The sequence below is a fragment of the Pedobacter lusitanus genome (assembly GCF_040026395.1).
GTDB lineage: Bacteria > Bacteroidota > Bacteroidia > Sphingobacteriales > Sphingobacteriaceae > Pedobacter > Pedobacter lusitanus.
The window spans coordinates 2,175,876-2,190,251 of record NZ_CP157278.1 but is presented as its reverse complement, the minus strand read 5'-3'; the positions used below and the strand labels follow the sequence as shown (position 1 = coordinate 2,190,251).

The 14,376-nt window shown below is 35.1% G+C and carries 15 protein-coding genes; 11 read left to right on the top strand and 4 right to left on the bottom strand.

Features of this window, described 5'->3' with window-relative positions:
- Positions 1-64: 64 nt before the first annotated feature.
- Positions 65-1,222, top strand: a complete 1,158-nt coding sequence (locus PL_RS09110) for a hypothetical protein (RefSeq protein WP_348621500.1) — start codon at positions 65-67, stop codon at positions 1,220-1,222.
- Between the two features lie 118 nt (positions 1,223-1,340).
- On the opposite strand, the gene PL_RS09105 is transcribed toward PL_RS09110, so the two are convergent.
- Positions 1,341-2,765: an HNH endonuclease gene (locus PL_RS09105; RefSeq protein ID WP_041882537.1), complete on the bottom strand. Its 1,425-nt coding sequence runs from the start codon at positions 2,763-2,765 to the stop codon at positions 1,341-1,343.
- Positions 2,766-2,992: 227 nt separating this feature from the next.
- On the opposite strand from PL_RS09105, the gene PL_RS09100 reads away from it, so the two are divergent.
- The 4 genes from PL_RS09100 (at position 2,993) to PL_RS09085 (ending at position 5,595) form a co-directional block, all read left to right on the top strand.
- Positions 2,993-3,226 carry a hypothetical protein gene (locus PL_RS09100; RefSeq protein WP_348621498.1) on the top strand — a complete coding sequence of 78 codons (234 nt, stop codon included), beginning with the start codon at positions 2,993-2,995 and terminating at the stop codon, positions 3,224-3,226.
- 653 nt (positions 3,227-3,879) lie between these two features.
- Entirely contained in the window at positions 3,880-4,335 is a 456-nt protein-coding gene (locus PL_RS09095; RefSeq protein ID WP_041882535.1) for a hypothetical protein, read from the top strand.
- A gap of 25 nt (positions 4,336-4,360) precedes the next feature.
- Positions 4,361-4,507, top strand: a complete 147-nt coding sequence (locus PL_RS09090; RefSeq protein WP_160292105.1) for a hypothetical protein — start codon at positions 4,361-4,363, stop codon at positions 4,505-4,507.
- A gap of 374 nt (positions 4,508-4,881) precedes the next feature.
- Positions 4,882-5,595: a hypothetical protein gene (locus PL_RS09085; protein WP_052496312.1), complete on the top strand. Its 714-nt coding sequence runs from the start codon at positions 4,882-4,884 to the stop codon at positions 5,593-5,595.
- Positions 5,596-6,149: 554 nt separating this feature from the next.
- Here the strand turns inward: PL_RS09085 and PL_RS09080 are convergent.
- On the bottom strand, positions 6,150-6,428 hold the full coding sequence (locus PL_RS09080; protein WP_235324535.1) for a hypothetical protein: 279 nt from the start codon (positions 6,426-6,428) through the stop codon (positions 6,150-6,152).
- Positions 6,429-6,549: 121 nt separating this feature from the next.
- Entirely contained in the window at positions 6,550-6,789 is a 240-nt protein-coding gene (locus PL_RS09075) for a hypothetical protein (RefSeq protein WP_041882588.1), read from the bottom strand.
- A gap of 532 nt (positions 6,790-7,321) precedes the next feature.
- Here PL_RS09075 and PL_RS09070 point away from each other — a divergent pair.
- The 6 genes from PL_RS09070 (at position 7,322) to PL_RS09045 (ending at position 13,086) form a co-directional block, all read left to right on the top strand.
- Positions 7,322-8,785 carry a hypothetical protein gene (locus tag PL_RS09070; protein ID WP_041882533.1) on the top strand — a complete coding sequence of 488 codons (1,464 nt, stop codon included), beginning with the start codon at positions 7,322-7,324 and terminating at the stop codon, positions 8,783-8,785.
- Positions 8,736-9,716 (top strand): hypothetical protein, encoded by a 981-nt coding sequence (locus PL_RS09065; protein ID WP_348621495.1) that lies wholly within the window; start codon positions 8,736-8,738, stop codon positions 9,714-9,716. Before PL_RS09070 ends, PL_RS09065 begins: the two co-directional genes overlap by 50 nt.
- 276 nt (positions 9,717-9,992) lie before the next feature.
- Complete coding sequence (locus PL_RS09060; RefSeq protein ID WP_082035934.1) at positions 9,993-10,331, top strand: penicillin-binding transpeptidase domain-containing protein; 339 nt, start codon at positions 9,993-9,995, stop codon at positions 10,329-10,331.
- 95 nt (positions 10,332-10,426) lie between these two features.
- Entirely contained in the window at positions 10,427-11,386 is a 960-nt protein-coding gene (locus tag PL_RS09055) for an erythromycin esterase family protein (RefSeq protein ID WP_041882529.1), read from the top strand.
- A 277-nt stretch (positions 11,387-11,663) separates the two neighbouring features.
- On the top strand, positions 11,664-12,245 hold the full coding sequence (locus tag PL_RS09050; protein WP_041877967.1) for a TetR/AcrR family transcriptional regulator: 582 nt from the start codon (positions 11,664-11,666) through the stop codon (positions 12,243-12,245).
- Positions 12,246-12,294: 49 nt separating this feature from the next.
- Complete coding sequence (locus PL_RS09045; protein ID WP_041877964.1) at positions 12,295-13,086, top strand: SDR family NAD(P)-dependent oxidoreductase; 792 nt, start codon at positions 12,295-12,297, stop codon at positions 13,084-13,086.
- A 276-nt stretch (positions 13,087-13,362) separates the two neighbouring features.
- Here the strand turns inward: PL_RS09045 and PL_RS09040 are convergent, their stop codons facing one another.
- On the bottom strand, positions 13,363-14,370 hold the full coding sequence (locus PL_RS09040; protein WP_041877962.1) for a proline-specific peptidase family protein: 1,008 nt from the start codon (positions 14,368-14,370) through the stop codon (positions 13,363-13,365).
- Between the last annotated feature and the right edge of the window lie 6 nt (positions 14,371-14,376).

The following is a 14,376-nucleotide window of genomic DNA, read 5'->3' as shown; positions in this document are numbered from 1 at the left end:
TTTAAAGTAGTTAACTTAGTATATTTACACATATGAATATGTATTTACTTAAATAAGCTTATAAATGGCTGAAGATTTACTTGATGAACACGGAAGAATTGCCAAAATCGCTAATAACAAATTTAATACAGAGAAATTAAATCTTCATCCAGTACATAAGATAATTGATAAATTGAACTGGTATAGATCCCTATTTGGAAAGATTCAAGATTTGCCAGAAGAACAGTATCAACTACTAAAAAAAAACGTATCAACGTTTTTCAATCTGAAATCAGTTGTCAAGGCTGTTAGCTTGCCTAGACATTTGGTCAGAATCTCGCATAATACAAATATTTTTGCTGGTAGAGGAATGCCAGTAAGCTATTTTACAACTATAGATGATCTCCTTGCCCCGCCGTTGCATTTAGTCAAAGTAAATCGATGCAATATTGAAAATGAACAGGTGCTTTATTGCTCTTTGGATGAAGCATCTGCATACTGGGAGACCAAGCCGAAATATGGAGATATTATAACTGTAAGTCGGTTTGTTTTAAAGGATGGTGCTAATAGTATTTGTTCTGTTATTGTTCCCGAGCCATTTTCTACTGAAAATTTTTCAAACCCTTTACGGTTAGTTTACTCTTTGATTAGGGAATTTTTTGTTGACGTATTTACTTTAAAAGTTGATAGAAGCAGGCCAAGAGATTATATTTTTAGTGCAATGATCACTTCCGAACAATTATTTTATCCTATACAATCGGTTGATAACATTGAAGCAATAATATATCCATCGGTTCAAAGAAGCGGATTTGGAGATAATATTGCAATAAGAAATGATATTTTTCTACAGAAATATAATTTTGTTAGTGCGGAAACCAGGTTTATTCTTGAGGAATATCCAGATCATGATCCAAAGTCGAATGAACCTACAACAGATCAGGTAATGGCCTCATTTTATTCGTATTCTTACAACCCTGAAACAGGTAAAATATCCTATAATTTCAAAGTAGACGAAATATTTGGGCTGTTTAAAACATTTCAGAACCCTGAAAATCCACAAACGCGTATAGACAACGGCCCTAGTATACCCAAAAACATTGCTTTTAATATGAGCGACCCCGAATTTGTTATTCCAGAATATATGGATGAGTTTCGACATAAAAGTACCGTCCGAGAAGATGGTACAGAAGCAAACGAAGACGCTGAATCAATAAATACAGTGATAGGAGTTGTTGGTAATTAACCGTTTTAGATTGATTTACCCAAAGCCACTGATCCTGGGTTCAGCATTAGATACCTTGACTGGGGTTCATTTTCTTTGTTGTGTTATTTTCTTAAAGTTTTCCACCAAATATTGAATATTATTTTTTTGGGTCTTTAGTATTCGAGAAAACAAATTCCGACATCTGATTGAATTTCATTGTACAATAGGCTCTCATAACTGCCTTGGTCATAAAACTATCACTGCTTGCAATGGGAGTTGACATGATTTCACCAATGCCACTACCGTCATCTTCAAAAAATGAGGTACGGAAGGTTTGGAATGCCTCTGGATCTTCAAAATAGGCACTCAGTTCCTGAAGCAGGATAATGGGGTCGGTCTTTTTCAGTTTTTTTAAACTATCGACCAACGGTGTATTGATAATTTCGGTTTGTGCTGCTGTATAGCTTTGCATTACGATATCCATTATGCGATCTACTTGTTCTTTAAGCGACAGCGCTGGAATGAACGTATATTTGTCCACTGCATCTTGCAGGAAATTTGCATATTCTGTTAGTGTGGTTCCTTTATATTTGGAAGTGTCGATTTGATAATCGTCAACGATAATGTTGAAATATTTTGGCCTAGTCATTCTTACATCCGTCCAAGGTTTTGATTCTACCGCGGTCGCCTGGTGATAGCTTTGGTAGATCATTTCCCCTTTATAGTCATCATTAAGAAGTACATAGTACTGAAATGTACTGAAAAGGTCAACATAGCAGTACAGATGCTGTACATCCTCAGCAAGTTTTTGCGAAAATAAGATGATCGTATGGCTTGGGTAGTGACGCTCAATATCTGGTCTGTTGATTTCAATTTGCTGATCTACGATGCCCACCGCTACAAATGGAAATACATTTCCACTTGATATAAATTCTGCTTTTCCATCTCCATCGATTTCAAGCAGATTTTTTAGTTGGCTGCGCTCAACACCACTGTAGGTAGCGAAACCTGCAGCAATCTTCCGGAAACCATCGGTGAGCTTCTGGTGGAAATTTTCGATGCCTTCTGTAAAGAATATACCTACAGCACCAAGATGGGAGATGTCCTCTACAAACTCTACCTTCAGCTGGTCGTAGTCGATGCCCTTTTCCTTAAGTTCTTCCCTTACTACGCTTGTGTATTGTTTGGCCCGTACTTTGGTCGCATAGATGGTTAATATCGAATTTGTAGCATCATAATCATAGAATGGTTCCTTTGGCGCAACAATGTTGTCCCTAATCATGATATCACGCTTGCGTGCGAGTTCCTTGTCGAATAATACACCCTTCATTGTGTTCACACTCCCTTTACCGTGATCCTTTTTGATAAGGACGTGCTTGATCGTCTCGGTGATGAAGTGGAACAAAGTCACAAAGTCCTTGTCGATATCTGTGCTAGCATCGTTTCCACACTGTTTGCACAGGATATTGTTTGGCTTCAATCTTCCGAACAGTGCGTTCTGGATGATGTGTTCGTAGTGATTGAACTTCGGTTCGGTTGTGAACTGGTCTCTATTAGTTTTGTAGTATTCTTCAGTGACCATTTCATGGCCGCATTTATAGCAAGTATTCAAAATGTAAGTTGGTTTGGCTATGCAAAGGTATTGGGAAATAGGCGATATGCCAAATTAGGATTTTGTGTTATTCCAATGTTTATATTTCTTATATCTGCCAACTTTTTTGGTTTAAACTAATTTGGTTAAGGTGACCATATTTTCAATTATAATTATTCCACTACTTATCATTCACTAACTATATTTAATATTTGAAAATGGCCGAATTAGATTTTAGTTTTTCTGCAATAGATTATGATTCCCTCCAAAACGAAGAAATCACTATACAAGAATTTATAGATATCGCACTTAGACCTAGTTCCTATGATGAGGAAAGTCCAATGGATATTATTGGAAACATATTAATGGAACCACATTCACACGAAGGGGGGGCACCTGAGATTTCTGGAGTTGAAATTGTAGAGGTTGAATTCGATAAAAAAAAAAAATGAAGGGAAAGATTTGTTTTGAATATACCGTAAATTATTTGTACACCTGTGCTGACATGAACAAAGAATACGAGCATACAGAATATTTAAACTTTCGTATTGATAAAAATATTAATACACTTTTCCTCATTTTTTTCAACCCTCACCAAGAAGCACCGCGGACGAACTCTAATCTGATTATGAAGATAATTGGCCTGTTTCTCTCACACTGATTTTACCTCACTTTTTTTATATGAGGTAAAAGTGTAGAATCTATACCGAATCATTTATAAGTCCAAATATGCTATTAGCTGCACATCAGCTAAGAAATGGTTCGTAGTTTGGATCCGATCCACCACTGCTTAAAAAGCCGTTTTTCGATAAGAAGAACGGCTTTTTTTGTGTCTTACAAGCTGTTTTTATACCTGAACAGGTTGAAATGATACTTAATTATTGTTGAACTTGAGCAGATGCTCTGTGTAATATAGAAAATTTGGTACGTTTTCACGGTAACTATTCTTCTGCTGTTGTACCTTAGTAGCTTGATTAATATCTTTAATAAAGCCTATTTGAATAGGGGGTAGACTATAACTTACTTAAAAGAACTTCATTGATTTTATGGTCTAAAAACCTTTTCACAAAATAATGCTGCAAACGTACTATATTACAAAACAACAATGACATTTGACAATCGAAAATCATTTCTGGAACTAAGAATTATCTGGAAGGATGATGATATGTTCGAATTGAAGGTGACGGCATCAAACATTGATTTTTCCGGAACAACCCAGATATATGATCAATCGGAGGACATATCACGATTTGCATCAACTTTAACAGATTTTCCAAAAGGCGACAAGACTTTATTTCATGAAGCAGGTGGGAAAGATAGCTATGCCTATTTTTCAATGAAATATTATCCAATTGGTAGGTCTGGACTAGTTGGGGTTGAAATAAAATTAGAAAGCAATGTCGCAACAGAATTTAGGCAAGAGGAAAAGAATAAATTGAAATTAGAAATTATTGTTGAACCTAGTGCAATTGATAATTTCCAGAAAGAATTGGTTCATCTAGCAAAGACAGAAGAAGGCTGCGCTATACTTTATGGTAATGACAATAGAATTGACAACTGATAATGGACTTTAAAAAACAATTAAAATGGCTACTTGGGGGACCGCAGTAAAAGACAAGGATGCATTCGTAGATCTTTATAGCGAATTCTTTGATCAGTACAATGACGAAGGTCAGCCTGACAGTATTTCGAAGAAAATAATTGAAAGACACTGGGAGATTTGGGAATTATGATGAACAGACTTGTTAAGCCACTTAGTAATAAGATATATTATTTAAACCAAGAAATTTTGGATCAATTAGTTCTCGATTTTGCAAAGCCAATGGTATGAGCTTTATCAGTATAAAATTGATAAAAGTCACTGGAGATTGGATAAGCCGGACAAATATCAGGTACAGTTCTTTGTCCAATTAGAAAGTTTAAATAACTGGGTTAATTATGATTCAAGTGAATTACAAATTGACCTGTTACTTAAAACCAGAGGAAATTCAACGAAGAAATGTATCTGGGCTGTATGCAGCAAAATATCGCTTCAAGGACTTGTGTATTGCGAAGTGCATGCATATAAAGAAATGGGAATTAGAAAGTAAGGCTAACTTTAATAAAGATGATTGAGAAGGAAGACATAGAACCAGATTTGAACATTGGTAAGGCTATTTTTGAAAATGTGCCTAATAGTTTGAAACCATATTGGTCAGGACTTATATTGTCGACGTTTAATAATTATATTAGAGAGATTCCAAATTCAGTAAGGGAACTCCATTCAATAATTGACGATAAATATAGATGGCCGGAAGCACATACTCAGTTCTCAAAAATCAGAAAATTTCTACTTGATCATAGGCATTTCCAGCCTGAGAGCTTTCTATTATTAGCAGAAAATATAGCTAAAGTGATTTATAACACTTCTGGTCAACCTGCTCCTTTTGACGCTGATAGTGGCTGGTATATACCAAACCTTGCCTTGCAAACAGCTCGTAGTTTTAAAGATATCAGGCTAATGAACGAAATTCAAGCGATCATTTTATTATTCAACAACAAAAATTTTAGAAATAATATTCAGGCAGCTAAAGAATTTTTGATCTATAGAAAGATTGATGAAATTTTGTGGTTTGATTGGGATCCGATTGGCATTAGTGACGTTGATGATGCAAGGGATGAATATGAAAGCTATGTTGCTGAAATTTTTAACCTGAAAAAAGCAAGTATTGGCAGGGAAGAAGTCGCAATGAGTCTATTTAAAATTGAGACGGAAAGGATGGGATTAAGTGGAGCCTTTGAGAACTGCTTGAGTGTTGCTGATAAAATCATTAGTTTATAATTCATATAATTAGCCAAATAGTAGATTAGTTTCCGACTTCAAGGTTTCCTTTTAAAGCCCTTATGCAATTTTTTTAACCAAATCTGCTATTAAATGCAAATCAGATAGGAAATGGTTCGAGAAGCACCCAGTATGGCCCACTGGTAAAAAGCCGTTTCTAGATGATAGAAGCGGCTTTTTTTGTGTTTGTAAGTAAATGTTGAGTACATAATAACGGTACTGAAAGTTGTTTGGAAGTTAAGTTCAGCAGGAATTCTTGTTGAACTACACAGTAAAACTGTTACGCAACTGTTACGGAAAAATAGGTGTGAAACAACTCTTTTTTTTATAAAATAGCTAATATGAACGAAACTCTTTAAACCTATAAGAAGAGTTCTAAAAGGTTCAATCTATTTCTTTTTCGGCAGCTCAAGTTTTATAGATAAGAAGTCAGATTATAATTTTGAATAACAGGAAACAAGCTGAAGCCAGGAATCTTAGTGTTGTTGACCCTAATTCAAAATTCTGACAGCAATATAAATATTAGCCTTTGTAAAGGGAGGATGTACATCGTATTAGCGCTGATACCAGTTTTCAATCTGGATATCTTCTAGACGTTCAAAATCCTTAACATTATCAGTAACCAATACTAAATTATTCTCAACAGATGTTACTCCAATCAATAAGTCAAATTCATCATTAATTGGTTTTCCCATTTTACGAAGACGGACTTTTTCTTTTGCATCACGTCTTATAGAACCAATTATAGGTATTATGGATAATCCATTGACAAAATCATCTACAGCCTTATGAGTTTTTTCTGGATTATCACTATTCTCAGCGCCAAATCTCAATTCGACAACAGTGATTTCAGAAATAAAGAAGTTCTTTCTTCCCTTCTCACGTATGATAGAAGCAAGGTCAAGTTTACCCCTTAATAGAATACGCAGGTACTAGTATCTAAAAGATATTGCATTAGAATTTAAGGTCTTTATTTCTGAAAGTTCTGGATGCTTTGATTTCTTCGTTAATAGCTTCAGGAGATTTGCCTTCGGGGAATGCGCCAAAAGATTTAAAAAATGCTTTTTCCTTAGTGTTCTTTTCCTTCTTTAGTGATCTTGAGAGACGCTCTATTAGTTCCAGTTTGGTAAATGAGTCCAAACCTTCAAATAATGAAGAATATGTATCTATAATATTTTTTGTCGCAACTGTCATAACTCTTAGTTTAACAAGCATGTTAACAGAAAACTGCTCTACACAAAAATAATAATAAAAATCCATAACCTTAAAATTTGATTAGGAAGATTAGAGGAAGTAGAAGGGAATCAATAACAAAACTGAAGAGCTTCTGCCGAATTCTACTCGCTACACTTTGCAAATTGACAGGCAAGCTATAAATATAAGTGGCATTACTAAAAATCTGTAATAAAATAATGGAGGGTGTCATAAATGAATGAGATGCCCTCTTTTTATTTACATGACACTAGGCATTGAGCCCTATAAATTGAGAAATTTAATTCTGACTCTCGCTTCTTCAGTCTTTGTAAAGTATCTATGCACAACAGCGTAAATTCAAATGGTCACCCTGTTCAGGCTATTTTCTTTTTTGGGAGAAGCGATTGTAAATAGAGATTAATATTATGATTTAAATATGAGGTGGTCCATTCACATTGGCAATATTGGTGTTGGTGTAATTAGCAGTCGATTGTCATTTATTTGGGGTATACTCGCCGAAAATCAAATTTTCATGAGAATAACAATACCAAAAACGATTTCAGTAATACTTATCACAATGACTTGCCTCATCTTATTTTTTGGAGCTTGCAAAAAGGACGGTACAAATAGCAAAAAAAATCCAGGGACAAACGAAATTAACATTCAAGATGCAAAAGACTACTTTTATAATTCGGTATTAAAAAATACCGATGGCAAAATAACTTCCAGCGACTCCAAACCTACCAATTCAGATGAGATCCCAAATGCCCTTTGGGATTATGCCAGCAAAAAAGGCGATGCATTACGTGTTCCATTAAAATTCGACAGTAAGTTAAAATATAAAATTGAAGGTACAACCAGGACTTACTCTTTTGATCAACTTACCTATTTACTCTTTTATAAAAATAAAGAGGATAAATTTGAAGTTGAAAAAGTAATCACAATGCCAGATAAGGAGTATGTGAATAACACGTCAAAAGAGAAGAAATTTTCGGGTTTAGTTGTTATTGAAGACTGGTATGGAAATCTTAAAAAGATATTTCAATACAAAGGTGGTCTATACAGGAAATTAGTTATTCCAAGTCGAACTAATCCAAATAGAACAGTTGTAAATGGCTTAGGAGATGGAGGATGTGTATATATTAGCGGTGGTTTTGCTTGCGTTGGAGCAGGTGGAGGTCAAACCTGCACAGAAAGACCAGGCAGATATTATTGTCCGGGTGGAGGAAATGATGGTGCATGGGGACCAGAAACTGGCCCTAGAGGTAACCCAGAAGATGAACGTTCTGACCCTACTGGTTTTGATGGAGGTGCTGGCCCTGATCCTACTCCAGAAAAAAAGGATATAATTGATTCTTTACAAAATTATCCCTGTGCTCAGGAATTACTTACACAATTACCACTGTTAAAAAATGATATCGCTTCTCTTATAAATACTACTTTTAATGGTAGTTGCGATATGCAAATAAAATTTATTCCCGCCTCATTTCCTTCAACTACTGGCGGCGGATTTACTGATGGAGATCAAATAGTAACTGATATCAGTCCTAAAAATGGATACAATTTTGATGCTGGATTTACTATGTCATCTACAATTCGAATTAATCAAGATGTTTTATCTTACGCAACAAAAGAATACATTTTAGTAACAATGTATCATGAAGCACTACATGCCTACTTAAGTGCTGAAAAACTCAGATTAGGACGTAGTTTTGCAACAGAATATCCAGATGTAAATCTTGAATACGTAAATATTAATGGAACTAAATTTGATTTTACTAAAAATATATTTGTAAGCGATCATTCACGTATGGGATTGAACTTTTATACTCAATTAGCAAATACTATAAAATTGTACAATCCCAATCTACCTGAGGCAACTGTTAATGCTATGGCAGCCGCAGGTATCTTTAATACAAGTAATAATCAGAAGTTACTTAATGAAAATGAAAGAGATACCAGAAAAAATAATCAGACAGGCTCTAAATGTCAATAAAATGAAATTCAAAATAACAGTAATACTATTACTTATCTTCAGTAGCAACTTAAAGGCTAATCAAATAGATTCTAATGCCTTAAATAAGCGTGAGCAACAAAACACAAAATATTTTGTAATCAAACCGAAAAGCCCGGATTATAAAATAAATTTAGTCGAGCTCAATTCAAAAAAGCTCTATGGTATAGATAAGAACATTGAGCTTTTTAATATTTTAATCGATAAAAACTTACTCGTACTGTTTTCAGTTTTACCAACAAAAACAGAAGATTTATGGTCAGAAATTAAAATAAATCAATTAAATAATGTGGTAGGAGTTGAAGATTTAAAAAAAATACTTGATCAAGGCTTTCAAATATATCAAAAATCCCAATTCCAAAACCCAGACCATTTGAAGAGAAATGATATTAAAGTAGTTATAAACAGAGATGGGAAGTATTATGTTTCGAATTATTGCATAACTGAATTCTTTAAAATTGTAAATCAGGAACTCATATTTCCAAATGAAATGGGAAATGTATTTATTAATATTAAGTCTCCAACGTACTCTGTATCGGAATATGAGACAAAGTATAAACATATTTACAACGAATATTCTCCTAATGCACTTCTCACTAAAAGCGCTTCAGGTAGCTCTAGTCTAAAGCAGCCGCTTGAAAGACCATTAAACTTCTTATCGTCTAAACTTTATGTTGGAAATTATACCGCTTATAAATTTTGGCAATTTTCAGATTGGAGAATTGCTGATGGTACAAACTCAAGACGCGGTATAGATAGATTCTTATACGTACCTGAGATTGGAATAATTGGAGGTTCTTTTGATTTCTGGTTTAGCCAACTAGGGATATCTACGAATGAAATAATGAAAAATTATTTGTCTGAGGTCATAATTCTTCCTATTTCTATTAACAAAATCAATGTGAACCAGTAAGGCACGTATATAAAGAGTTGTAAGAAATTAAACAGAGGGTGTGTCATAAATAAATGAGACATCCTCTATTATTCTATTAGTCTTTCATGCTAATAGTAGGCAGAGTTGGAGCTGCAGCTTGTTCCGACAACCAAAGATCGGATTTCACAGCATTGAACTGGGTTCCAACTGGTTGCTGTCCCAGAGGCTTATCTGTAGCCAAGTAGACCCCGCATACATGATTTGCCCCATCACAAGAAAGATTACTTCTTTGATAGTTAGCTATATTCTGGATATCTGACTGAGTCGGGTGGACTTAGGATATCACCAATTCAGCAAATCGAGTTTTTAAAAAGGTTGGATGATGGTAAACTCCCTTTCTCTAAATCATCTATGTCCATTTTAAAAGATGTTATGATAGTTGATAATAAATCAAACTATGTTATACGGGCTAAAACTGGTTCCGGCAAACAAGATGGTAAATATATAGGATGGTATGTCAGCTATGTGACTACTAAAGACAATGTTTTCTATTTTTCAGATTGTATACAATCAACAGAGAAAAATCCAGATTTTAACAATGCTCATATTGAAATAGCCAATACTATTCTTGATGAAATAGGTGTTTTAAAATAGATACATTTTATACAAAAGATCAGATTCTTCATTTATGACAATTCCAGTTATGGAATTTTAGTATTCAATGCATCACTTAAATAAAATAACAGTCTATGAAAAATAAATACTTAAACAATTACCGAAAGGTACTAATATTAATTTTTATGTTGTTTTCTTATTCGGCCTCAGGCCAGGATTCAATTAACTGGATTAATAAGAATGCACAAGAATTGAATTCAGATCTCCCCTTGAATATTAGTGACCTGGATTTTTTAAAAACTGAATTGGCTAATAAAACTATAATTGGGCTCGGGGAGGCTTCTCATGGCACTCACGAATTTTATATCCTGAAAGCACAGGTAATAAGTTATTTAGTGAGTAAGGTAGATTTTAATCTAATCGCGTTTGAAGTTCCACAATCTATCATGGCGCCAATTAACTCATATTTGCAGACTGGAGAAGGCAACTTAAAAGAGCTTATGAAAGATTTGGCTCTATATTCTACCGAGGAGATTTACAATTCTCTCTTATGGCTAAGGCAATACAATATAAGTAAACCGAATAATAAAGTGATATTGATTGGACTTGACCATGAAGATTATTGGAGCAATCCGATTACCCGTGATAAATTTATGGCAGAAAATCTCATCAAATCTTCGGATTCCGAAAGGAAAAAAGCAATAGTGTGGACACATAATGCACACCTTCAAAAGGATTCAGTTTCGCTTTCGATGGGCTCGTACTTAAAACGACAACTCGGTGATCAGTTCTATGCAATAGGTTTTGATACTTATCAGGGCACGGTTAATGTTTTAAAAGATGGCAAATTTGAAACTCATATTTTTAAAGCAGAAGAAAACAGTTTTTCCCACATGTTAGCTCAAACGAAATACAGTTCATTCTTTCTTCCGTTTCATAAGGGTAATCCATTTAATGGAGTGACGGGCTTCATTACTAATATTTATTCTGACTGGAGAGAACCAAAACCCCTGTCAATTAAAATCGGTGTGGACTTTGATAGCATTCTTTTTATAAGAAATACAACTCATTCTATAAAATTACCTATTGATTAATAATTCAAATGGTCTTGTGAGTCTTCCTGCATTTCTTTCTAATTATCATAAACTCATTTTATTAATCAATTTTTTTGTATGCAGACACTTCGGCCCCACTATCATTGCGGATATCATTGATTGTAAAAATACCCAATTGCATATCCCCGATTTATAGGTTATTTCGCTTACCATTTTGTTTATTTCAGTCTTAGAGCTGAGTTTGCCACTTGTGGAATTTTTGAATATAATATGTTTTTATTATTTTTGTATTGATCAATACAAAAATTGAATTACCATGAAGGGAAGACCAACACTATTTGAGAACAAAGAGCTTGTTAGTAAGGCTCAGAGTGTATTCTGGGAAAAGGGATATACTGCAACATCCCTAAGCGATCTGCTAGAGGTTACCGGAATAGGTTCCGGTAGTTTTTATAATAGTTTCAAGGGTGGTAAAAGAGAAATTTTTAAAGCAACAATCTTACAACGTAGGGAAGAATTTAATAATTTCAGAAAGGAATTGGAAATAAGCGGAGCGCCATTGGAGTTGATTAAAGATTTTTTCAGGAGCATTGCGAAATCTTCCAGGGAGGAAAACCTTAGAGGCTGTATCGTAGCTAATACGGTTGTTGAAATGACTTTTGTGGATGAAGAATTGGAAGCAGAGGCGGTCCATATCCTAAAAGATGTTGAAAAGATGTTCACTGATGTTTTTGAAAAGGAGAAGCTTAAAGGTAATCTTAGAAATCCCTTATCCGGGCAAGTGTTGGGAAGATATTTGGTAACCTTCTGGTGTGGTTTGAATACACTTAGAAGAATTTACCCTGACCAAAAGGTACTTAGTGAGCAAATAGAAATGCAGCTGGACATACTTCGTTAATTTTTTTTGGGCAATTTTGTATTGATCATTACAAAAAAACAAAAATAGAATGGACTTAAATTTAAAAGGAAAAAGAGCATTTATAAGCGGCTCTACTCAGGGAATCGGATTTGCCATAGCACAGCAATTGTTAGCTGAGGCTGTTGAAGTTATCATAAACGGGCGCGATCAGGTAAAGTTGAACAATTCGCTGGCAGTACTAAGAAGAGAGTTTCCGGATGCCATTGTCTCAGGAATAGCTGCTGATTTTTCAGATAGGGAACAAGTAACAGGACTACTGGATCAGTTGGATGAGATAGACATCCTGATCAATAATGTCGGTATATTTGAGCTCAAGGATTTTACAGCGCTTACAGATGAAGACTGGTACAGGATTTTCGAGATCAATGTAATGAGCAGTGTTAGTCTGTCGAGGAAATTACTTCCACAGATGTTGAAAAATAATTGGGGAAGAGTTATTTTTATCAGTAGTGAATCGGGCATTAATATCCCCGGGAATATGATCCATTATGGAATGACAAAATCAGCAATGATGGCAGTTAGTAATGGATTATCAAAATTAACCAAGGGGACAGAGGTGACTGTAAACACTATTTTAGGCGGCCCTACTTATTCAGATGGGGTTGCTAATACTGTTGAGTATCTTGCAAATGTTCAAAACTTAAGTGTTGAGCAGATGAAGATGGGAATTTTGCAACAGACAAATCCTCATTCACTAATAGGACGTTTTATCAATCCGGCTGAGATCGCTAACTTAGCAATATATCTTTCAAGTCCACTTTCTTTAGCTACAAATGGAGCTAGTATAAGAGCAGATGGCGGTGTTTTAAAAACAGTGTGATCTAATAGGAGAATGTACCTTAGACTTAATTAATATCGATCCTTCTTCTTATGGTAATTTTATTGGTATTAAACTTTGTTATTTATCGAGCCAAATCAGCGATTAAATATAAATCAGGTAGGAAATGGTTCGAGAAGCAACCCGTTGGACCCACTGGTGAAAAAGCCGCTTTTCGATAAGATAAGCGGCTAATACATTTGGCTCTCCGGGATACGACATCGATTCAGTTTTAGTAAACGATCTGTGACCAGACCTCAAAACAGCATAAACGATGTTTTACTCAGCGCTAACCCCTTTAATAAACTTAATTACCCCATTCATAAATACTTTCTGATCATCCCACATAGCCAGGTGACTTCCGTTCGGGCAATAGAGGTATTGCCCTTTCTGAACCATCTTACTTTGTTCTTCCATGGCTTTTGGATTCATCGTATCATATCTGGCACCTACCATCAATGTAGGAACTGCAATTTCCTTTAGCCTGTTCTTAATGTCCCAATTGGCGAGCAGGCCACCAATTCCAAATTCGCTTGGTCCCTGCATTAAGGTATAAATATCACCATTTGCATGTTTAAAAGAACGGTTAAGTGCATCAGGCCATTCTTTTAAACGGCATAAGTGTTCATGATAGAAATTAGGGATAAGCAGTTCCATATAACGGGGATTAGCAAAATCCTTTTTAGCTTCTAAAGCCCTTACTTCTGTCAGCACCTCAGGTTTCATCTGTTTAGCTAATACATCATTTGCATATTTGCCATATTCAGGAGCACTGGCCATCATATTAGCCACAACAACTCCTTTTAAGTTTTTCTGATATTTTAGCGCATATTCCATTGCAAGTATTCCACCCCAGGAATTACCCAGTATATAAAAATTGGTTTGATCTGCACCAATTGCCTTGCGCACCTGCTCTACTTCTTCTACGAACCTTTCTGTGGTCCATAGTTCTTTTTGTTTAGGCTGATCACTGTAATAAGAACCCAATTGGTCATACTCATAGAACTCAAAACCCTCCCGCTGGAAAAATGTCTCAAAACATTCCATGTACTCATGTGTCATTGCAGGTCCTCCGTGGAGCAAAAGCACTTTTATTTTGGGATTTTTACCGAAGCGCTTCGTCCATACCTTAAACTCACCTGCCGGCGTTTTGACAGGGATCATTTTCACTCCCGCCGATTCAATGGAATCGCCATAGTTAAAATACTGATCAAGAGTTTCTGAGGATGGTTTTTGCTGACAGGAGCATAAAACAAAAAAACACAGGCAGAGGAAGGGGAAACGCATAATTCT